Origin of the sequence: Mesorhizobium sp. BR1-1-15 (assembly GCF_020165475.1) — a bacterium.
Taxonomy (GTDB): domain Bacteria; phylum Pseudomonadota; class Alphaproteobacteria; order Rhizobiales; family Rhizobiaceae; genus Mesorhizobium.
The window spans coordinates 1-20,151 of the sequence record NZ_JAIUIF010000015.1 but is presented as its reverse complement, the minus strand read 5'-3'; the positions used below and the strand labels follow the sequence as shown (position 1 = coordinate 20,151).

Here is a 20,151-nt window from a genome sequence, read left to right as displayed (position 1 = left end):
GGAAACTTGAAGCGGTTTCAAAAGGTTGAGCGCTCATCTGGAATCAGGACCGGAGCGACCTGAATCAAAGCCGCAACGTCTTGATTCAATATCTGAGCGTCAGAGCGCCGGGCAGGATCTCGAAGGTCGCTGGTATGCGCCCGGGCGACTCGCCGTCGATGTCGACCAGCGCGCCGTTCTTTTCCACGTCGCCGAGCGGTTCGACAACCACTTTCTTGCCGCGCAGGATGGTGATGGCCGGATGGTTGCGATGCCTGCCGCCATAGAGCAGGCGGATATCCCAGATCAGCTTCAGCTTGCTGGCCGCGCGCAGGATGACGATGTCGAATTGGCCGTCGGTCAGTTCGGCGTCCGGCGCGATCATCATGCCGCCGCCGAAGAATTTGCCATTGGCCACCGCGACCAGCGCCATGCGCGCCTCGACCGGCGCGCCGTCATCGACTGAAATCGTTACATCCTGGAACCGGTAGCGGGCGAATTCGACCACGGTGCGACACAGGAACAACGTCTTGGCCGCAACCTTGCCCTTGCGCTTGTCGGCGTTGACGGCGCGATCGGTAGCGCCCGAGAGCCCCAGGCTCGCAATGTTGACGAAGTGCCGGCTGGCCAGCGCGCCATGGTCGTCGATATAGCAGATGCGCCCTGCATCGACCGCCCTGCCCTTGGCCCCGGCGATCCGCTTCAGCGTCGCGTCCACCTCCTTCGGCAGGCCGAGCCCGCGCGCGAAATCGATACCCGTGCCGCACGGCAGCAGGCCGAGTTCGGGCGCGCGGCCGTTTTCCTTGGACGCCTGCAACAGGCCGTCGGCCACTTCGCTGGCCGTGCCGTCGCCACCGGCCGCGATCACCAGGTCGAACCCGTTTGCCGCGAGGTCGAGCGCCAGCCTTTCGGCATCGCCTTCGGCCTGCGTTTCGCGCAGTTCGAAATCGCCGAAGTGATTTTTCAACGAAGCGGCGACCTCGGACCAGTGCCGTTTCAGCCAGCCGCCGCCGGCAATCGGATTGAGCACCACCCCGACCTTCAATGCGCATCCCTCCCCGCAAGGCGCCAGGCACGCACTGCCCGATCCTTTGCCGGCATTGAAGCCCGCGCCCGTCGGCTGAGCAATAGGCGCTCTCGGTTCGGGTCCCGAAAAAGCAGGGCAGGCTGTCTAAGGCCTTGGAGGGCGAAATTCCGAGACTTCTGGCAATGGTCCCCGATAATCCCGCTATCCACAGGCCCGCGGGCATTCCCCAACATCCTTGGCCGGCGTAAGTTTAACCCATCTCAGGCGGCTACCAATCGCCCAGCCGAAAGGCGAAAGTGAAAGGCGGATTTCCTGAGGCCCGTACGGCCCGAAGCGAGAGCAGGCTCGCCTGCTTCGAGGGACGGAAGCCGAGACCTACGGGGCCGCGGAAAGCGTGCCAACGCCGACGGCGGACCGATGCTGCCATGAAGGACGGCAAAAACCTTCGATGGCCGCAGGGCAAAGCCCGCAAGGGTGGAGACCGGCGTGGTCTGGAACGGGCGCGGCCTTCGGGCGGCGACTGGCAGGACCGTCAAAATCAAGGCCGGCTTGGTGCGACGACTTTACGGAAGTTGCTGCCGTGACCGTGTCCTGGTCTGACAGGGAGGCGCTGGGAGAAATCCCGGCGCCGACTGTCTTTTTCCCTCCCGCTCAAGCGCCTTCCCGGCGAAGTTGCGGGCGCCGCTTCACCGCGCGCCAAAATCGGTTAGTATCGCCCTGTCAGAGTCCGTTTGCGTTTGCAGGCGGGTTCGCTGAAGGGGGTACTTCATGACATTGATCCAGAAGCTTGCCGCCGCCCTGGCCTGACCGGCCATGGTCCTGTTTCGCTTCATGAAGCGTGTCATCAGGACGATCCTCTGGCTGATCGTCATCATTGTCCTGATCCCGATCGCCGGGCTGGCCTACGGTTTCCTGACGACGCCGTCGCTGGACAAGACACCGTTGCCGGGTATCGCCGAAGGTGCACCGCCGCCGGCGCTCGCCGCCAGGGTGCGCGCCGAAATCCCCGGCTACCAGCGACCTGAGGAATCGACCTTCCTCACCTACCCGGAATGGGCCATCGTCTATGCTGCGCGCGAATATGCCGGCTTCGTCGCCAAGGACCAGCCGAGCGGCTTTCCCTATTTCGCCTATGTCGGCCGCTTCTGGCAGGACTACGCCATGGTGATCCGCGCCAGCTCCGCCTATAAATTCAACTACGCCAACCACCAGATGCCGGTCGTCATCGGCACCAGCCACACGATCGAGCATGCCGTGCAATGGGCTTATGAAAACACGGTGGGCCGCATCACCGAGGCGATTGCGGGCAGGCGCACGGCGACTGACATCTACCAGGGCAAGGTGGCGGCCGAATACGCCGCCTTCCTCGACCAGGGGCCGTGGTACCAGTTTCCCTATGCCGAGAAGCGCGCCGGGCTTTTCGCGGTCCAGCCGGCGCCGGGCGACAGCGCCGTGCGCTCCAGCGAACGAAAGCTTGCCTTCGCCCTCGCCGACACGATCAAGCAGTTCTATGCCAGCCTGATCAGGCAGGCACTCGCGGCAACGTCCGATCCGGCCTTGCTCGACATCCACGTCTGGGCCAAGGGACCGGTCGGCGAAGCGACGCGCAACGAAGCCGACACCTTGCTCGAACGCGACTACGGCCCCGACGGCACCGTTTTCGTCACCAAGCGCTACCAGATGTTCACCGACATGATTCCGCGCCTGATCGACAAGGGCGTCTCATTCGTCGAGATCGGCGGCAATGACGAGATCATGATCACCGTGCTCTCCACGGATTCGATCGCCGTCCCCGAAGGCATGCGCATCCTGTTCAGCTATCCGCTGCCGGCCGATCCATCGACACGCCGCACCGGCATGGTCGTAGCCGTACCCAGGCTGCATCTGGTATTGCCGGCGCTGATCAAGTCAGGCGCCAGGCTGGAGCACGTCTACGACTACTGAGGCCTTTCGGCCACGCTGCGCGGAGAACGGCCGTGTCGAGCGCCACGCCACGCTCATTTCACAATCGCGGCCAAATCCCGCCTTGTTCGCGCGCGATGGACTGTCGCATGTCGCCCAAAGCGTGCCCGCGGGCTCCGCTCAGGGACCGGTTTGGACAGCGACATGCACCTGAATGGGCTGCCGAGGGGCACATCGAGGGGACGAGACCGTGATCAAGACCGCCCTTGTCGCCATGACCATCGTCGGCTGCGACTGCGACGCCAAGCTTTGCGAATATATCGGCGAGACGCCGGCCAAGTGGTCGACCATCGCCGAGTGCGAAGCGGCGATGAAGAGCCAGATGCTGCACGAGCGCAATTTCAACTATCCGCTCGTCTCTGGCATCTGCCGCGCGAAAGGTTCCGCGTCCTCCTCGCAACTGGCCGCGACCGCTTCGCGCCCGGAGCTGAGGCCCGCCAGCCGCGCCGTTGAACCGACGCTGCCGCCCGAGCTGAGCCACAGGCCGACGGTCCCGGTCGGCTCGCCGACGACGGCGATGGAAGCGGCCGCCGCGCGGCCGGTCGCCTATGAACAGGTGGTCGATGGCGGCACCGGCGTGCTCTATCGTACGAAAAACGGCTATGCCGTCGTCAAGACCGATCTCGGCCGCGCTGTATCGGCGACCGCCGACATGGCCAAGCGGTCAGCCAACTGGCTGGCTGGCCTGGTGCCGAGCAAGCTGTAGGGACGAAACTTTCTTCACCGGCGTCACCATCCCGGTCTGTCATCAACGGTCGCCGCCACCTTGGACCTGAAGAGACAAGACTCGCGCAAAGGTTGCAAACCGGATGGGGATGCAGCATTGTGTCGACCGCAACGATGAAGGGGGGCCTTCCATGAAACCAGCGGTTCGAACTGCGGCAGCCTTGATGCTGGCGCTTGCTCCGGGATCGGTCGGCGCGCAAGGCGTGGATCCGGGTGACGACAAGGGGATCATCTTCGCTCCGGGCGATCCCGACATGGCGGCGGCGACCGCGCAGGCGCTCGCCGGCCTCGATGAATTCCTGGCACTGTCCGAAATGCCTCCCTCCGGCACAGGTAGGTTCAAGTTGAAGGTCAAGGTGCGGGATGGGCATGTCACCGAGCACTTCTGGGTCATACCGTTCCGCCGTGCCGGGACAGGGTTTGTCGGCATATTGGCCAATGAGCCGGAGGCAGTGCACAACGTCGTGCTCGGCCAGAACATAGAATTCACCAGGGACGACATTTCCGACTGGGGATATACGCGGGACGGCCATCAGGTCGGCAGCTTCACGATCTGCGTGATGTTCAAGCGAATGTCGAAAGAAGAGGCGGACAACATGCGCGAAAAGTACGGCTTCGATTGCTGACGGGAACGCCGGCTGATCAAGCCGCTTCGTCCCTGGCGCCGATCTTGCGCACCAGCGCTGCCGTCGCCAGCATCGCGCCCATATCCGATATCATCGGCGCGACATGGGTCTGGTAGTCCAGTGGCACCGAAATGGCGGGCAATTCGAAGAAATTCTTCGCCTGCGGCAGGAGCAGAAAACCGTCGCTGCCGTTGAGGGCCACGCGCGCCGGTTCCTCCGGCCAGGTTTCGCCCAGCCATTTCAGCGCTTGCGCCAACCGGCCGCTCACCAATGGCTGCGCCGCCTCGGCATTGTCGGTGCGGAACTCATAGGCGGCATCGAGTTCCGGCACGCCGGATGACAGTTCCTGCATCTTGCTGGCGAACATGCCACGGAAGAAGCCGACGACGGCATTGGTCCGCCGCGTCGCCACCAGGATTCCCGGCAACGGTTCGATGGCTTCGAAGGCGACGATCACGCCTTTGAAAGCCGTCGATGAGCCCTTGCCTGTCCCTTCCCGCAGTTCCGCTTCGTAGAGCTCGAACGAAAACTCTTCGTAGCGGCCGGAAACGACATCGTCGAACGACTGCCGGTTGAACGGCCCGACCGCCTCGCGCGGCAGCCGGTCGAAGGAATTTGGCCGCCCGCCATGCGCGTAGCGCACGTCGCGGATGAAGCCGAAGATGATGGGCAGCAGTGTTTGGCGAAATGATTGCTGCAGCCGCGTCGCCGGCTTCATCGCCTGGAAATAAAGCAGGATCGAAACCGCGAAACCGACGACATAGAGGAACACATGCGGCGTCGAGAACCATTGCTCGTTGGGATCGGCGACCTTGTTGAACAGCCAGGCGATCAGCACCACCGTCGCCAGCACCAAACCGACGAACAGCGGCACCCGCCAGCGTACCTGCCGCACCACGGAGGCCCGCGCCGCTTCATAAGCCTCGATGTTTTTCCGGATGCCGGCAACCACGGCGTCGCCAGGTATGAAATCCGCTGTTTCCACCGCCACCCCCGCTTGCCTGGACCGGTTCATGATAGCCGGTTTTGTCTGAAGTATCGACTGTAGCGCCTCTTCAACAGATGCTTGCGCCGCCTCTTCATTCGCCAATCATCAGCGCTTGGAAAAGCGCCGACATGGCGATCTTGGCCAATGTCCACCACCTGTAGTTACGGAAAGACCGCGCTCAACCGCCTCTCCACCTTGTCACGCATGCGGCCCTCCAATCCTTCCACCGGCGCCAGCCGCTCATGATCCCCGGCGCGCAGCCGCACAAAGGGATGCATCCGGTAGGAAATGACTGACCCCCGCGTTCCCGCATCGGCGCTGACGTCGGCGACAAGAATCCCGCCAATGCGTCCCGGCCAAGGCTGGCGGATAAGGGCGGTTCCGAGGAAATCGCCAAGTCCATAGGCGACAATCGTATCGCCGATCCACTCCACCGGCTGCACGACATGGGCGTGGTGGCCGGCGATCAGCCCGACGCCCTGCCCTGCCAGGCGCCTCGCCAGTCTCCGCGTTTCGGCGCGCGGAAAGTGGCGGAACTCCCAATCCCAATGCGGCACGGCGCAGAGGAGATCGAACCCGTCACCTCGCAGGTGGGCAATATCGCCGGCCATCGAAACGCGGCCGGCGAACAGGTCCTCGCCCGCATTGCGCCACAGCGTGAAGGCGGCGAACCCGACAGTCAGCGGCCCGACTTCGACAGGCTGCACCGGGCTGTTGCCGGCGAGGCCAATAGTGCCGATACCGAGCCGCTTCAGCGCCGCCACGGTCTCATCGAAACCGGCGACGCCCTGGTCGAGCACATGGTTGTTGGCCAGCGACAGCACCAGTCTTTCACGCGAGATGCCGACTGCCGCCAACGCGTCGCCGAGAAAGCGCTCGCTCATCGCGTGATGGGTGCCGAGCCTGGTGCCGAGCACGGCGCTTGGCTTGTCCACGATCGGGCTTTCGCAATTGCCGATCACCAGGTCGGCCGCGCCAAGCAGCGTTTTGATCACCGGATCACAGTCGGGCGCGCTGCGGTTGGCCACCGCCGAAATGTCGCCGACGAAGGCGAGCCGCACCGTCCGTTTCGGCGCCCGATCCACCATCGTTCCGGCCACGGGCGCGAAGCCTTGCACACCACCGGACAGCGACGGTTTCAGGAATCGCGGCAGCCACGACAGTTTGTAGGAGAGCGGATAGTTCGACACGCGATGTCCAATCGTTTGCCCTGTGTAGACCGTCTGCCGGGCGCGTTGAAGCCAGCCAATGGCAATCATGCATCAGCGCCCGGCAGACGCGGCATTGCAAATGCGTGTATGATTGCCGGCACGACGCGCATGGGAGGGGGAAAATGACCACCACTGGCAAGTCTGCTGGCATTGGCACTTGCTCTGGTTCTGCCGATGTCTTCGGCGCAGGCCGCCATGCCCGAAACCGCGGCCGCTCTGTTCGAGGCCAAAACCGTGGTCGCGCGCGACACGGCGCTCTCGACGCTGGAGGCAGCCGCATCCACCGACCCGGCATCCGCCTATGCCGCCGGCGCCGGCGAATTCTTCACCGCGCTGGAATTGCTGGCCAGCGGTCTGCACCGCCACGGCTTCGAGAGCCCGCGATCCTTCATGCTGCCGCTGATGCGTCTGCCTGTGCCGGAAAACCCGAACCCCGAACCGCTGACCTACGAACAGTTCCGCGCCATATTGGTCGCCTTCCGCAACCGGCTCGAGAAATCCGCAGCCACGCTGGGCTCGGTGCCTGCCAATGCCGATATCGGCATTGTCATTGACCTCACCCAAGTCGGCATCGACCTTAACGAGGACGGCACGATCGCGCCGGACGAAAGCATTGCCGCCATAATGGCCTCGCTGTCGCGCGGCGTGGCGCCCGACGATGCCGCGCCTGCGCTCACCTTCCGCTTCGACCGCGCCGACGGTTATTGGCTGCAGGGCTATGCCGAGTTCCTGATGGCGCAGGCCGATTTCTGGCTGGCGCATGATTTCAGGAGCACGTTCGACGGTTCCTTCCACATGCTCTTCCCGCGCGCAAAACTGCCGTTGCAGGACATCCTCGTTCCGCCGGCTGGCGACATGGGCAGCAGCATCTTCTCCTCGGAATGGCGCATCGCCGATTTCATCTCGCTGGTGCATCTTGTCAACTGGCCGGTGGTCGAGCCCGAGCGGCGGCAGGCGGCGCGCCGTCACCTGCTGGAGATGATCCGGCTGTCGCGCGAGGACTGGAAGGCGATCCGCGCCGAGACCGACAATGACCGCGAATGGCTGCCGGGACCGCAACAGAAGGGCGAAAACCCGCTCACCGGCCTCGAAGTCGGAGAGCAGCAGGTCGCGGCCTGGCTCGCCACCTTGACCATGGCCGAGGACCTGCTCGAAGGCCGCGTGCTGCTGCCGCATTTCCGCATCACCGGCAAGGGCATTAATATGAAGCGCTTCTTCGACGAGCCGAAACCGTTCGACCTGGTGCTGTCGATCACCGGCCCGGCCATCGCGCCGTATCTCGAAAGCGGCACAATCCTGACCAGCGACGATTTCGACCAGATCCAGAGCGAATTCGGCGGCGGTGGTTTCCTGACGTTTGCGCTGTGGTTCAATTGACGGCCTAACAGGGCTGCGTTCCTGGGCGGTCGGCGCCAGCCCCCCACCCGGACCTGCGCTCCGACCTCCCCACAAGGGGGAGGTAGAAGCTCCATTGCAAACCCTAGAAAATCGCGCCTTGGTACAGCACCGCTTCCGCCTCCTCCGGCGCGAACCGCCGCGCCAACACGGTGGCCGATCAATGGTCGCCGCGAAACCGCGGTACGGGCCGGTTATCTGCTGCGGGCGGATAGCAGTTTTGGGGCGACGCACTGGGCCTTCTCGGGAGTACGGAATGACACGCGCCACCGTCGCGGCCCCGCTGAAACGGCCATTCGCTTCAATTAGCAAGAGCTGTTTTGCTTGACTCGGCCGTTAAAAGCAGGCAGCAAAATACTCTTGGAAGGGCTGCAATACCGCGTTCATGGTCGTGGACGAGCCTTTTTTGGCACAAAGTCCACGTCTCTCGGTTGGTTTTGAGAGGGATTGGTTAACCAACTTTGTCCATATTTTGAAGCAATCGGCAACCAAAGACAGGCGCGGCAAACGCGTCGGGGACCACCTGGGATCACTCACAGAATGGTCGTCGCGGCTATCACAGCCGCGGACGTGGGAGCCGATTGGAGCAAGATTGGTTGAATGGCGTTCTTGAGTAAGAAAATTGTCGGGGACAGGCGTTGGGACGGCGAAGCTGCCGGCAACGCGTCACGTGCCTCATCCTTCAACTCTAAGCGGATCGTCCGCTGGGTCGCGGTGCCCGGCGTCAGCGCTGCCGTTGGCCTGTGGCTGGTCGGGACAATGGCTGGTCTGAGCTCCGTCGGCGCTTCGCTGTCGTCGACGTCGAGCGTCCTGCCGCAGAGGCTGGCCATGCCGGGCTCGCTCGCTCTTGCCGATCCGCTGAAACAGCATTTCCTGATGCCCGCTGCGCCATTCGCACTGGCCAACGCCGATGGCGGCACGCAGGCGCTGCAGAACCACGCCGTGCAATGCGGCTCCGGATGCTTCAGGCTGGCCGCGCTCGCTCCTCGGGCGGAAAAGTCGGCGCGCCTCGTGGCCGCGTCCACGGCACACCCTGTCCCGGTCGCCAAGACGACCTCGCAGGAGCGCTTCGAGCGCATGGAAGCATCTCTCTCGCCAAGCAAGCTCGCCGCCGCCTTCGCCAACGCGGCCAAGCCCGTGGCCACGGCCGGCGCACCCGCCCGTCCTATCATCTCAACCTCCGCTCCACAGGTCGCCGAGGCATCGCTGGTGCCGGGCGCCAAGCTCGTCGCCAGCCTGTCTGAAGACTTGCCGGCACCCGCGGCGGAGCGCTTCGCCCGGATCGACACCGGCTCGGTGGTTGTCCAGACAGCGCCGCAGCCGATGCATTTTGCCCAGCCGGATGCCGGCACGCCGGACAATTCGCAACTGGCCCTCGCGCTTGCCCGCTCGCTGCCTGTCGAGGACGAGGCATTCGCCTCGCCATTGCCGATGACGGACTCTTCGGCCGATGTCGCGGTTTCGCCTGTCGAAACCCAGCAGGAACAGCCGGGCGATGCCGCGGCCTTGCCCGACGCGCTCACCGATGACGTGCCGCTGCCGACCCGTCGGCCGCAATTCGACGCGCCGGAGCCGTTGAAGTCCGTGGAGCAGGAAAAGCCGACTCAACAGCCCAAGGTCGTGCAGCAGAAGCCGGCACCTCAGACAAAGCCGGTCCAGCAAGCCCAGCCGGCAAAGCCGATCCAGCAAGCCCAGCCGGCAAAGCCGGCCCGGCAGGGCCGGCCGGCGGATGGCGGCGACGCGTTGGCCTATGCAAAGCCAGACACGCCTTCGGGCGGCCTCGGCCAGGCGTTCAGGAACCTGTTCAACGCGCCGGGCGGCTCCAGGAGCGGAGCCGGCAGCGGTGTCGCCATCTATGACATCAGCGCCAAGACCGTCTACATGCCCGACGGTTCGAGGCTCGAAGCGCATTCGGGCATCGGCGCCATGGCGGACCAGCCGCGCTATGCCGATCAGAAGAACCGCGGACCGACACCGCCCAACACCTACAATCTGTCCTTGCGCGAGTCGCGCTTTCATGGTGTCGAGGCTTTGCGTCTGACACCCGTCGATGGCCGCAATAAATACAACCGCGACGGGCTGCTGGCCCACACCTACCTGCTTCGGGGCCGCTACGCACAGTCCAGTGGATGCGTCGCCTTCAAGGACTATGCGCGCTTCCTCGCCGCCTTCAAGAAGGGCAAAATCAAGCGCCTCGTCGTGGTGCCGCGCCTGAACGGATCGCCGACACGCGTGGCGGACAACGCACGCGGCGCCTGACCGCAATCGGCAGGCATCACCGGCACTTGCCTCCTCCTGACAGCCTTCTGTCAGGAGCCGCATCTGGTGGTGCGCCTCGGCTGATCGCGCTCTTTCCATTTTCGCCGAGACCTCCCATATTCCGGACATGGCCAAATCCACCGAAAAGAGAACGCCGCCGACGGCGAATGACGACCGCGCCGCGCCCAAGCGGCGCAGCCCGCTGACCGATTTCCTCGACGCCTCGGAACCGCTGCACAAAGGCGGCTTCGCCGAGATGCCGCAGCCCGAACTGTCGGGCACGCCGCTCACCGGTTCGGTCGCGGACTGGGCCGAGCAGATCGAGCAGGAAGCCGAACGCGAAGGGCGCCAGGCCGGCAAGGACGGCGGCAAGTCGCCGAAGCCATCGAAGAAGATCCCCGAGCGCTCCGCGGCGCCCGGGCGCACGGCGCGTGGCACCTCGATGGGCGGCGCGGCGACAGCCCGCGAGCGCGCGGCGGCCGGCCTCAATCCCGTCGCCGGCCTCGACGTCTCGCTCGAGGAAGCCGAGACGATGACGTCGAGCGGCGTCACCGCGACGGTGGCGGCTCTCTCGGCATTGATTGAATCCGGCAATCCGCTGCACAAGGACGGCGTGCTGTGGACGCCGCACCGGCCTGCCCGGCCGGAAAAGTCCGAAGGCGGCATCACCATCAAGATGGTGTCGGATTTCGAGCCGGCCGGCGACCAGCCGACCGCCATCAAGGACCTTGTCGAGGGCGTCCAAAACAACGACCGCACGCAGGTGCTGCTGGGCGTCACCGGCTCGGGCAAGACCTTCACCATGGCCAAGGTGATCGAGGAGACGCAGCGTCCCGCCTTGATCCTGGCGCCGAACAAGACGCTGGCGGCGCAGCTTTATTCCGAGTTCAAGAAATTCTTCCCCGACAATGCGGTGGAGTATTTCGTCTCCTACTACGACTATTACCAGCCGGAAGCCTACGTTCCGCGCACCGACACCTTCATCGAGAAGGAATCCTCCATCAACGAGCAGATCGACCGCATGCGCCACTCGGCGACGCGCTCGCTGCTCGAACGCGACGACGTCATCATTGTCGCTTCGGTCTCCTGCATCTACGGTATCGGCTCGGTCGAGACCTATACCGCCATGACCTTCCAGATGCAGATCGGCGACCGGCTCGACCAGCGCGCTCTGCTCGCCGACCTCGTCGCCCAGCAATACAAGCGCCAGGACATCAATTTCGTGCGCGGCTCCTTCCGCGTGCGCGGCGACACGATCGAGATCTTCCCGGCCCACCTTGAGGATCGCGCCTGGCGCATCTCCATGTTCGGCGACGAAATCGAGGCGATCACCGAATTCGACCCGCTGACCGGCCAGAAGACGGGCGAGCTGAAAAGCGTCAAGATCTACGCCAATTCGCATTATGTGACGCCGCGCCCGACGCTGAACCAGGCCATCAAGTCGATTAAGGAAGAGCTCAAGCACCGTCTGGTCGAGCTCGAGCGCGCCGGCCGCCTGCTGGAGGCGCAGCGTCTGGAACAGCGCACCCGCTTCGATCTGGAAATGCTGGAAGCCACCGGCTCCTGCGCCGGCATCGAGAACTATTCGCGCTATCTCACCGGACGCCAGCCGGGCGATCCGCCGCCGACACTGTTCGAATATATCCCCGACAATGCTCTGGTCTTCATCGACGAAAGCCACGTCACCGTGCCGCAGATCGGCGGCATGTATCGCGGCGACTTCAGGCGCAAGGCGACGCTTGCCGAATACGGCTTCCGCCTGCCTTCCTGCATGGACAACCGGCCGCTGCGCTTCGAGGAATGGGACGCCATGCGCCCGCTCTCGGTCGCTGTCTCGGCAACGCCCGGCGGCTGGGAGATGGAGCAGTCCGGCGGCGTATTCGCCGAGCAGGTCATCCGACCGACCGGCCTCATCGACCCGCCGGTCGAGGTGCGCCCGGCCAAGACCCAGGTCGACGACGTCGTCGGGGAGATCCGCGAGACGACCAAGGCCGGCTACCGCACGCTGGTCACCGTGCTGACCAAGCGCATGGCCGAGGACCTGACCGAATATCTGCACGAGCAAGGCGTGCGTGTGCGCTACATGCACTCCGACATCGACACGCTGGAGCGTATCGAAATCCTGCGCGATTTGCGCCTCGGCGCCTTCGACGTGCTGGTCGGCATCAACCTTTTGCGCGAAGGCCTCGACATTCCCGAATGTGGCTTTGTCGCCATACTCGACGCCGACAAGGAAGGTTTTTTGCGCTCGGAGACGTCGCTGATCCAGACCATCGGCCGCGCCGCCCGCAATGTCGACGGCAAGGTCATTCTCTATGCCGACCAGGTCACCGGCTCGATGGAGCGGGCGATGGCCGAGACCAACCGCCGCCGCGAAAAGCAGATGGAATGGAATGCCGCCAACGGCATCACGCCGGAATCGGTCAAGTCGCGCATCTCGGACATTCTGGATTCGGTCTACGAGAAGGACCATGTCCGCGCCGATATCTCGCAGTTCACCGACAGCGCCGGCGCCATGATGGGCAACAACCTCAAGGCCCATCTGGACGCGCTGGAGAAGCAGATGCGCGACGCCGCCGCCAACCTCGATTTCGAGAAGGCGGCCCGCATTCGCGACGAGATCAAGCGGCTGCGTGAGATGGAGATGTCGATCTCCGACGATCCGCTGGCCAAATACGCCGATATGGAAAGCCCGGTCTCGGGCCGCGAAAAAGGCAAGCACAACAAGGGCGTGGCCAGGCATCGTACATCGGAGGAACAGGAGCGGTTCCGCAAGCTCGACGAAGCACGCGCCGCCGAAGAGGCAGCCAAGGCTGCCCGGCCCAATCTCTTCCGCAAGCCTGATCTCGACGAGATGGGCGCCGATGGCGCGGTGCCGGTGAAGAAGCCCCTGTTCGCCAAACCGTCGATCGACGACATGGGCCCAGGCACCGACATGCCGACGCCGGCCGGTGCCGTGTCGCGCTCGCTGTTCAAGAAACAGTCGGCGTCCGAAGCACACGGCTCGGATTTCGGCATCCCCGGCGAGCCGACCAAACCACTGTTCAAGAAAAACTCTCTCGACGAGATGACCGTGCGTCGCACCGAGAAACCGGTCGAGGGAAAAGTGCCGGCGAAGCCACAGCCGATCTCCCCCGTTGTTGGGGCCGGCAGGACAGAGGGGGGCGCGAAGGAACGCGACGACAAACCAATCGTGCGCCAACGCGCCGGCATTGGTTCTTACGAAGCCCCCGGCGACGCCCGCCGCGAAAAGCGCCGGCCCGCAAAGACAGGAAGGCCCGGAAAGTAGTTCGTTCGAAATGCCGGCTGGACAGCGCCCCCTCTGTCCTGCCCGTCCTCCACAGCAGCTGCGCTGCAGCTGCGGAGGGTGGACCGGACATCTCCCCCACGAGTGGGGAGATTGGCAGCTTCAGCGCCTCGCTCGACGCTACCCTCCTCTTGCCCAGCGCATGACCTTTGGTGTACTCAGTCCCCACACCCAACGTCTTGAAAGGAGGGCTGCGTGTTTATCGATCACCATCGTCAGCGTGGCCCGATTTCCGCCCTGCGAGCTTGCTTGCAGGGCTGACCAGGGACGGTCCGGGTTTTTCCCGCTTCGATTTTTTGGTCTGCCCTTCGTGGTGCGCATTGCCGAGCCTGATGGCCGCTTGCGCACTGACAAAGTGCATTGAGCCGGACTTTCCGGATAGACCAGAGAAATCGACATGGCCCTGATCAGCCTCAAATCCCTCGGCGTCACGATGAGTGCGCCGCTCTTTTCCAATCTCGACCTCACCATCGGCAGCGGCGACCGGCTCGGCATCGTTGCCGCCAACGGTCGCGGCAAGTCGACCTTGCTCAAATGCCTGGCCGGCGAGATGGAGCCGACCTCCGGCGACATTACCCGCACGCGCGGCTTGCGCGTCGGCCATGTCGAGCAGTCCGTTCCTGCTGCCCTGCTTGGCCGCAGCTTTCATCAGGTGGTGGCTGACGCTTTGCCGCCCGAGCAAGCCGAAAGCGAACTATGGCGTGTCGATGTGGTGCTGGATTCGCTCGACGTTCCTGAGGCGATGCGCGAGCGAGAGATGCAGGCGCTGAGCGGCGGCTGGCAGAGGCTGGCACTGATCGCGCGTGTCTGGGTCACCGATCCCGACATGCTGCTGCTCGACGAACCGACTAACCATCTCGACCTTGCCCGCATCAGCCAGCTCGAAACTTGGCTGAACGCGCTACCGCGAGAGGTGCCGGTGGTGATCGCCAGCCACGACCGCGCCTTTCTCGACGCCGCCACCAACCGCACGTTGTTCCTGCGCCCGGACCAGTCGCCGGTGTTTTCCCTTCCCTACTCCCGCGCCCGGCAGGCCCTCGATGAGGTCGATGCCTCGACCGAGCGAAAATTCCAGCGCGACATGAAGGTGGCGCAGCAATTGCGACGCCAGGCCGCCAAGCTCAACAATATCGGCATCAATTCGGGCAGCGACCTTCTCACGGTCAAGACCAAGCAGCTCAAGCAGCGCGCGGAGCGACTTGAGGACGCGGCGGCCCCGGCGCATCACGAGAAATCGGCGGGGGCGATCCGGCTGGCCAATCGCGGCACGCACGCCAAGGTGCTGATCACGCTCGACGACGCGGCGGTGGAAACGCCCGACGGCACGCTCTTGTTCAGGACCGGCAAGCGCCACATCTGCCAGGGCGACCGCATCGTGCTGCTTGGCCGCAACGGCGTCGGCAAGTCGCGCTTCGTCACGCTGATCCGCAACGCCATTATCGAACCCGACACGGTTCAGAACGTGAAGGTGACGCCGTCGACGGTGCTCGGCTACAGCGACCAGGCGCTGTCCGGCATCGGCGGCGACGATACGCCACTGGCGATGGTGTCGCGCCGTTACGATGTCGGCGAACAGCGCGCCCGCTCTCTGCTTGCCGGCGCCGGCGTCGGCATCGAGATGCAGGAGCGCAGGATCAGTGTGCTGTCCGGCGGCCAGAAGGCGCGGCTGATGATGCTGGCGCTGAGGCTCGCCAATCCGAATTTTTATCTGCTCGACGAGCCGACCAACCATCTCGACATCGACGGCCAGGAAGCGCTGGAGGAGGGATTGCTCAAGCACCAGGCAAGTTGCGTGCTCGCCTCGCACGATCGCTCCTTCATCCGTGCCATCGGCAACCGCTTCTGGCTGATCGAGAGGCGGCGGCTGACCGAAGTCGACGATCCCAAGGAGTTCTTCCGCTCAGTGGCTGAAGGGGCGGGATAGATCGGATTGTAAATTATCCGCTTACAGGTCCTTGAATCTTGTAAGCGATCTGTTTACATACGTCATGATCAAGTCTTTCAGGAACAAGGCCCTGTCAGAGCTCTTTCAAGCCGGGAAAACCGGCAAGATCGACACCAAGATGCACAAGCGCGTTCTTGTCCGGCTTGACCGCCTGGAAGCTTCAGAAAAGCCGGAGGAGATGAACCTTCCTGGCTTTGCCTTCCATGCGCTGAGAGGCTTCGATCCCATCCGTTACACGGTCCACGTCAACGGCCCGTGGTGCATCACGTTTGAATTCGACGGCAAGGACGCCGCCCGCGTCGATTTCGAGCAATACCACTGAGGCGGCCAGATTGGAGAAGTTCGACCAATGAGCGTGCACGAGCCGACGCGTCCTATCGAGCGCTGTCCCTCCCACCCGGGAGCGCTGCTTGGGGACATTATCCCGGCAACTGGAAAGACCAAGGTGGAAATTGCAAACCTGCTCGGCATCTCCCGGCAGCAGCTCTATGATATCATCCGCGAAAAGAAGCCGGTTTCACCGGCTGTGGCCGCCCGCCTTGGGAAGCTGTTCGGCGACGGGGCCGCGATCTGGCTTCGCATGCAGGCAGCTTTCGATGCCTGGCATGCCGAACGTGAGGTGGATGTTTCGGCTATTCCGACGCTCAAGGTCGCGTAGGCGGTGGCGCTCGAATGAGAAATTAAACGCTGCGAGAAAAATCGACGACCTGTCGGATCGCCTGAACCTGCCTCGTCCTTGGGATGCCGACACGATGATGCCGGCGCCAACCCAGGGAGAATGCATCATGTCCGTCCTTTCCTCCATCGGCCGCATCGCAACCCGATATGCGGCGGCGCGTGCCCGCCATCGCAGCGAGCGCATCCTGCTTTCGCTGCCCGTCGAACTGCGCAAGGACATCGGCTTTCCAGAACTCTTCGACGCGCAGAACAGCCGCCGCTCAGCCGCCGTCCCGGCCAGGGTCATATGAACGGCCGAGCCATGCGTCTATTGCTGGAGTTCGCCGGTCGCCCGGCCAGTCCGGGCCCGGCCCACGAGAAAAATTTCAAGCCCATGTAGGACCGCCGTCACCTCACGCGTCCTATGTCCGCAAGGCCAAATCAAACGTGAAGAGGAACACGCAATGACCGACCAGACCCCTGTTCAGCCCAAGGCGAAAGTGCTCGGCGGATTGACCCCCTATCTGCAGGTGGACGGCGCCTTCAAGGCTGCCGAATTCTACCAGAAGGCGTTCGGCGCCGAACAGGTCTTTGCCTACCCCGCGGACGAAAAAGGCCGCACGATGCATGTCCACCTCCACATCAACGGCTCGACGCTGATGTTGGGTGACGCCTATCCCGAGCACGGCCACCCGCACCAGGCGCCGCAGGGCTATACGCTCCAGCTTCATCTCGGCAGCGACGAGATCGACGGCTGGTGGCAGCGCGCGGTCGACGCCGGCTGCGAGATCGTGACGCCGCTGCAGGTGATGTTCTGGGGCGACCGCTGGGGCCAGGTGAAGGACCCTTTCGGAGTCGCATGGGCGATGAACGCTCCAGTGGAGCAATAACCGTCGCAATTCGATAGCGGGCGTCAGCACTCTCGGCGAGAAGGGCGCGCCCACCTGCCCCGGGTCGCATCCCTGCCGGCCCGGCGCCGGATGCAGCAAACAAGGAGATTGCCATGTCCTATGTCGACGGTTTCGTGCTTGCCGTGCCAAAGGCAAAACTCGACGATTACAAGAAGCTGGCCAACACCGCCGGCGCCGTCTGGAAGGAACACGGCGCGCTCGCCTATGTCGAGTGCGTCGGCGACGATGTGCCTTATGGCGAGGTCACGTCGTTTCCACGCGCCGTGCAGGCCAAGGACGACGAAGTCGTCATCTTTTCCTGGATCGTCTACAAATCCAGGCAGGACCGCGACGCGGTCATGGCCAAGGTGATGGCCGATCCACGATTGCAGCCGGATATGTCGACAATGCCGTTCGACGGCAAGCGCATGATCTTCGGCGGATTCCAGACGTTCATGGAATTGTAGGCAACGCACTTGGGCGGAGCGGGAGCGCTCCGCCGGAAATGCCGAGCCGCATTAAGCCAGTCTGTCCAGCAGAGGCTTCAGCCTGTCGCCGTAGCGCTTCCACAGGTCGACCGAGCCTTGATACATCGGCTGGCGCACCTGCGCGGCGGAAGCCGTGCGCACCGGCCGGTCGGTCTGGTGGAACGACAGCACGGCATCGTCCCATGGCAGCCCGAGATAGTTGATCAGCGCCCGGCTCTGGCCTTCCTGGTCGGCGACGAAATCCTCGTAGCGCACATCGTGCACGACGCCAGGCAGCACCTTGTGCCAATGCGCCATGATGTCCGTGTAGAGATTGTGGAAATCGGCGAGTTCGCCCAGATCATAGCCGTAGCGGTGGCTGTCGCCGCGGAAATGCACCTTGTAGATCGAAAGGCAGGTTGCCGCCGCATCGCGGGCGCAATGGATGATCCTGGCCTTTGGCATCATCATGTGGATGAAGCCGACAAGCAGGAAGTTGCCCGGCATCTTGTCGGTGACGTGGCGCATGTGCGGATAGCGGGCATGCAGCATGTCGAGATAGGCGCGTCCCGCCTCGGCAAAATCCGTATCGGGCGCATCCGAAACGCCCCAGGGGAAGCCGCCGGGCATGGTCGCCGGGAACTGCCTGCCGACCGCCGTCTTCAGGATGCCGAGCTCGCCGGCGCCGTAGACCTGCGGATGGCTGGCGATGATCTGCTCGACCAGGGTCGTGCCCGAACGAGGCATGCCGACGACGAAGATCGGCGTATCGTCGGAGATCGCGCTGGGCCTGTGCTTCTGGAAGAAATCCCTGTCGAACACCGTTTTCATAGCCTCGAATTCGGCGCGTGTCCTTTCCGCGTCGTAGTCGATGCCCTTGCGGCGGATGGCATTGCCTTCGGCGAAATAGTCGAAGGCTCTGTTATAATCCTTCAGATCGTCGTTGACCTTGCCGAGGCCGAAGGCAAGCTGCATGCGCGCCAGGCTGTCCGGCAGCGCCTTGGCGTGCTGGGCCTCCATCCCGGTCAATTCGGCATCGCGCTCCTTCTGGCGCTTGACCTGCGTCAGCATCAGCCAGGCGCGCGCCATGCCGGGATCGGCCGCCAGCGCCTGCCGGAACAGGTCGGCCGCCTCGTCGAGCTCGCCTTTTTCCATCAACCCGACGCCCAGCCCGTGCAGCAGTTCGGCGTCCTTCGGACGGATCGACAGCGCCTCGCGAAAGACGGCCAGCGCCTCGTCCAGGCGCCCCGCTTCCTGCAAGGTTTCGGCAAGCCCGATGCGGGCGCGGAAATGGAAGGGATTGCGCGCGACCGTGCCGCGATAGATCTCCTCGGCGCCCTCGAACTGCCCAAGCTGTTTCAGTGACGAGCCGAGATTGTCGCGCGCCGCGAGCTGGTCCGGCCGCAGCGCCACCGCGCCGCGGAAGAAGTCGGCGGCCGCCGCGACACGGCCGAGATCGCGCATCACCGTGCCGAGGTTGTTGAGGAAATCCGGATTCTTCGGCTGCAAGCGCACCGATTGCTCGAGGAGACCGAGCCCCTCGGCGCTGCGCCCGGTCTGGTGCAGCAAAAGACCGAGAAAATGCGCAGCCGCCGCATGGTTGACCTTGTGCGTCAGCACTTGCCGATAGAGCGCCTCGGCCTCTTGCCGCCGCCCCGCCTGATGCAGTTGCAGCGCCCTCTGCACATGCTGGTCGAGACTCGACGGCGGCTGTCCGCCCGAGCCGGAGTTGGCGCCAGCACCCGCCGCTCGTCTCTGATCTCTGTTAATGGGAAACCTGCCGTGTTTGTCCGCCTGCCGCGATCTAGGCCATTGGCGCGGCGGGTTCAAGGCTTTGCTTGATTTCTGTCGTAAGCAGATGAGTTGTCCGGATTAGGTAGCACGTGAGTTGTCCGGTTTTATCGCCAGCGGATGGAGGCTGGGATGAAGCGGACGGCATGGCTACAGGACCGGAGAATGCAAAAGTTTCGGGACGTATTGAGCCGCTGGAATGGTGGCGATCTTTCGATGATGGAGGCAGGGGAGTTGCTTGGCATGTCGGAGCGGCAATTCCGACGCTACCGCGACCGGTACGAAGAGGCTGGGGAAGCAGGGTTGCTGGATCGGCGCTTGGGCAAGCTTTCGACGCGTCGGGTGCCGGCGGAAGCGATTGAGGAGATGCTGGAGCTTTACCGTCATCGCTATCTCGGCTGGAATGTGAAGCATTTCCACGAGCACCTGCTGCGCGATCACCATTTCAGCTGGGGCTACACCTTCATCAAGACGCAGCTCCACGCGGCGGGCCTTGTGGAACGGGCCAAGCGGCGCGGTGCTCACCGGCGCAAGCGGGAGAGGAAGCCTTGCGAGGGGATGATGCTGCATCAGGATGGCAGCCGTCATCGATGGCTGGCGGGTGAGCCGATGCTGGACCTGATCGTGACGATGGACGATGCGACGAGCACGATCTATTCGGCCTTCCTGATCGAGGAGGAAGGCACGGCGTCGAGCTTTCAGGGCCTTCTGGAGACATTCGTCGCCAAGGGATTGCCATCGAGCCTCTACAGCGATCGCGGCAGCCACTATTTCGTGACGCTGAAAGCCGGCGAGGCGGTCGACAAAAGCCGGCTGACCCAGGTCGGCCGGGCACTCGAGCGGCTGGGTATCGAACATATTCCAGCCTATTCCCCTGAAGCGCGAGGCCGCTCGGAGCGGATGTTCTCCACCTTGCAGGAT

At 63.9% G+C, this 20,151-nt stretch carries 17 protein-coding genes; 13 read left to right on the top strand and 4 right to left on the bottom strand.

Annotated elements, in window-relative coordinates; all coding sequences use genetic code 11:
* Window positions 1-85 precede the first annotated feature (85 nt).
* Window positions 86-1,024 (bottom strand): diacylglycerol/lipid kinase family protein, encoded by a 939-nt coding sequence (locus LB541_RS22265; RefSeq protein WP_140524892.1) that lies wholly within the window; start codon window positions 1,022-1,024, stop codon window positions 86-88.
* A 795-nt stretch (window positions 1,025-1,819) separates the two neighbouring features.
* On the opposite strand from LB541_RS22265, the gene LB541_RS22260 reads away from it, so the two are divergent.
* From LB541_RS22260 to LB541_RS22250, 3 genes are all read left to right on the top strand, one after another.
* Window positions 1,820-2,950: a hypothetical protein gene (locus LB541_RS22260; protein ID WP_224619611.1), complete on the top strand. Its 1,131-nt coding sequence runs from the start codon at window positions 1,820-1,822 to the stop codon at window positions 2,948-2,950.
* A gap of 208 nt (window positions 2,951-3,158) precedes the next feature.
* Window positions 3,159-3,674 carry a hypothetical protein gene (locus tag LB541_RS22255; RefSeq protein WP_140495985.1) on the top strand — a complete coding sequence of 172 codons (516 nt, stop codon included), beginning with the start codon at window positions 3,159-3,161 and terminating at the stop codon, window positions 3,672-3,674.
* A 151-nt stretch (window positions 3,675-3,825) separates the two neighbouring features.
* Window positions 3,826-4,320 carry a YegJ family protein gene (locus LB541_RS22250; RefSeq protein WP_140495986.1) on the top strand — a complete coding sequence of 165 codons (495 nt, stop codon included), beginning with the start codon at window positions 3,826-3,828 and terminating at the stop codon, window positions 4,318-4,320.
* Between the two features lie 16 nt (window positions 4,321-4,336).
* On the opposite strand, the gene LB541_RS22245 is transcribed toward LB541_RS22250, so the two are convergent.
* Both LB541_RS22245 and LB541_RS22240 read right to left on the bottom strand, forming a co-directional pair.
* Window positions 4,337-5,305, bottom strand: a complete 969-nt coding sequence (locus LB541_RS22245; RefSeq protein ID WP_224619682.1) for a hypothetical protein — start codon at window positions 5,303-5,305, stop codon at window positions 4,337-4,339.
* 164 nt (window positions 5,306-5,469) lie between these two features.
* Entirely contained in the window at window positions 5,470-6,498 is a 1,029-nt protein-coding gene (locus LB541_RS22240; RefSeq protein ID WP_140495987.1) for a CapA family protein, read from the bottom strand.
* A gap of 195 nt (window positions 6,499-6,693) precedes the next feature.
* On the opposite strand from LB541_RS22240, the gene LB541_RS22235 reads away from it, so the two are divergent.
* The 9 genes from LB541_RS22235 to LB541_RS22195 all read left to right on the top strand — a co-directional run bounded on the left by LB541_RS22235 (window position 6,694) and on the right by LB541_RS22195 (window position 17,439).
* A complete protein-coding gene (locus LB541_RS22235) occupies window positions 6,694-7,896 on the top strand; it encodes a hypothetical protein (protein WP_224619608.1) in 1,203 nt (400 codons plus the stop codon).
* 618 nt (window positions 7,897-8,514) lie between these two features.
* Window positions 8,515-10,173 carry a DUF2778 domain-containing protein gene (locus tag LB541_RS22230; RefSeq protein ID WP_140631858.1) on the top strand — a complete coding sequence of 553 codons (1,659 nt, stop codon included), beginning with the start codon at window positions 8,515-8,517 and terminating at the stop codon, window positions 10,171-10,173.
* A gap of 127 nt (window positions 10,174-10,300) precedes the next feature.
* Window positions 10,301-13,462 carry an excinuclease ABC subunit UvrB gene (gene uvrB, locus LB541_RS22225; protein WP_140671195.1) on the top strand — a complete coding sequence of 1,054 codons (3,162 nt, stop codon included), beginning with the start codon at window positions 10,301-10,303 and terminating at the stop codon, window positions 13,460-13,462.
* 415 nt (window positions 13,463-13,877) lie between these two features.
* Window positions 13,878-15,404, top strand: a complete 1,527-nt coding sequence (locus LB541_RS22220) for an ABC-F family ATP-binding cassette domain-containing protein (protein ID WP_140671193.1) — start codon at window positions 13,878-13,880, stop codon at window positions 15,402-15,404.
* Between the two features lie 64 nt (window positions 15,405-15,468).
* A complete protein-coding gene (locus tag LB541_RS22215; RefSeq protein WP_140524899.1) occupies window positions 15,469-15,747 on the top strand; it encodes a type II toxin-antitoxin system RelE/ParE family toxin in 279 nt (92 codons plus the stop codon).
* Between the two features lie 27 nt (window positions 15,748-15,774).
* Window positions 15,775-16,083, top strand: coding sequence for a HigA family addiction module antitoxin (locus tag LB541_RS22210; RefSeq protein WP_140556065.1), 309 nt, complete (start codon window positions 15,775-15,777; stop codon window positions 16,081-16,083).
* A 127-nt stretch (window positions 16,084-16,210) separates the two neighbouring features.
* Window positions 16,211-16,393, top strand: a complete 183-nt coding sequence (locus tag LB541_RS22205) for a hypothetical protein (RefSeq protein WP_140495993.1) — start codon at window positions 16,211-16,213, stop codon at window positions 16,391-16,393.
* Window positions 16,394-16,546: 153 nt separating this feature from the next.
* Complete coding sequence (locus tag LB541_RS22200; RefSeq protein WP_140495994.1) at window positions 16,547-16,972, top strand: VOC family protein; 426 nt, start codon at window positions 16,547-16,549, stop codon at window positions 16,970-16,972.
* A gap of 113 nt (window positions 16,973-17,085) precedes the next feature.
* A complete protein-coding gene (locus LB541_RS22195; protein WP_140495995.1) occupies window positions 17,086-17,439 on the top strand; it encodes a DUF1428 domain-containing protein in 354 nt (117 codons plus the stop codon).
* Between the two features lie 51 nt (window positions 17,440-17,490).
* Here the strand turns inward: LB541_RS22195 and LB541_RS22190 are convergent, their stop codons facing one another.
* Complete coding sequence (locus LB541_RS22190; RefSeq protein WP_140624140.1) at window positions 17,491-19,125, bottom strand: tetratricopeptide repeat-containing sulfotransferase family protein; 1,635 nt, start codon at window positions 19,123-19,125, stop codon at window positions 17,491-17,493.
* Between the two features lie 270 nt (window positions 19,126-19,395).
* Between LB541_RS22190 and LB541_RS22185 the strand changes: the two genes are divergently transcribed.
* A partial coding sequence (locus tag LB541_RS22185; RefSeq protein ID WP_224619606.1) for a helix-turn-helix domain-containing protein occupies window positions 19,396-20,151 on the top strand: 756 nt, incomplete at its 3' end.

Bases quoted from the DNA above. Each gene is read 5' to 3' on its own strand.
- LB541_RS22260 (WP_224619611.1), top strand. From the start codon at position 1,820: ATGGTCCTGTTTCGCTTCATGAAGCGTGTCATCAGGACGATCCTCTGG.
- uvrB (WP_140671195.1), top strand. From the start codon at position 10,301: ATGGCCAAATCCACCGAAAAGAGAACGCCGCCGACGGCGAATGACGAC.
- LB541_RS22215 (WP_140524899.1), top strand. From the start codon at position 15,469: ATGATCAAGTCTTTCAGGAACAAGGCCCTGTCAGAGCTCTTTCAAGCC.
- LB541_RS22235 (WP_224619608.1), top strand. From the start codon at position 6,694: ATGTCTTCGGCGCAGGCCGCCATGCCCGAAACCGCGGCCGCTCTGTTC.
- LB541_RS22200 (WP_140495994.1), top strand. From the start codon at position 16,547: ATGACCGACCAGACCCCTGTTCAGCCCAAGGCGAAAGTGCTCGGCGGA.
- LB541_RS22230 (WP_140631858.1), top strand. From the start codon at position 8,515: ATGGCGTTCTTGAGTAAGAAAATTGTCGGGGACAGGCGTTGGGACGGC.
- LB541_RS22210 (WP_140556065.1), top strand. From the start codon at position 15,775: ATGAGCGTGCACGAGCCGACGCGTCCTATCGAGCGCTGTCCCTCCCAC.
- LB541_RS22195 (WP_140495995.1), top strand. From the start codon at position 17,086: ATGTCCTATGTCGACGGTTTCGTGCTTGCCGTGCCAAAGGCAAAACTC.
- LB541_RS22250 (WP_140495986.1), top strand. From the start codon at position 3,826: ATGAAACCAGCGGTTCGAACTGCGGCAGCCTTGATGCTGGCGCTTGCT.
- LB541_RS22220 (WP_140671193.1), top strand. From the start codon at position 13,878: ATGGCCCTGATCAGCCTCAAATCCCTCGGCGTCACGATGAGTGCGCCG.
- LB541_RS22205 (WP_140495993.1), top strand. From the start codon at position 16,211: ATGTCCGTCCTTTCCTCCATCGGCCGCATCGCAACCCGATATGCGGCG.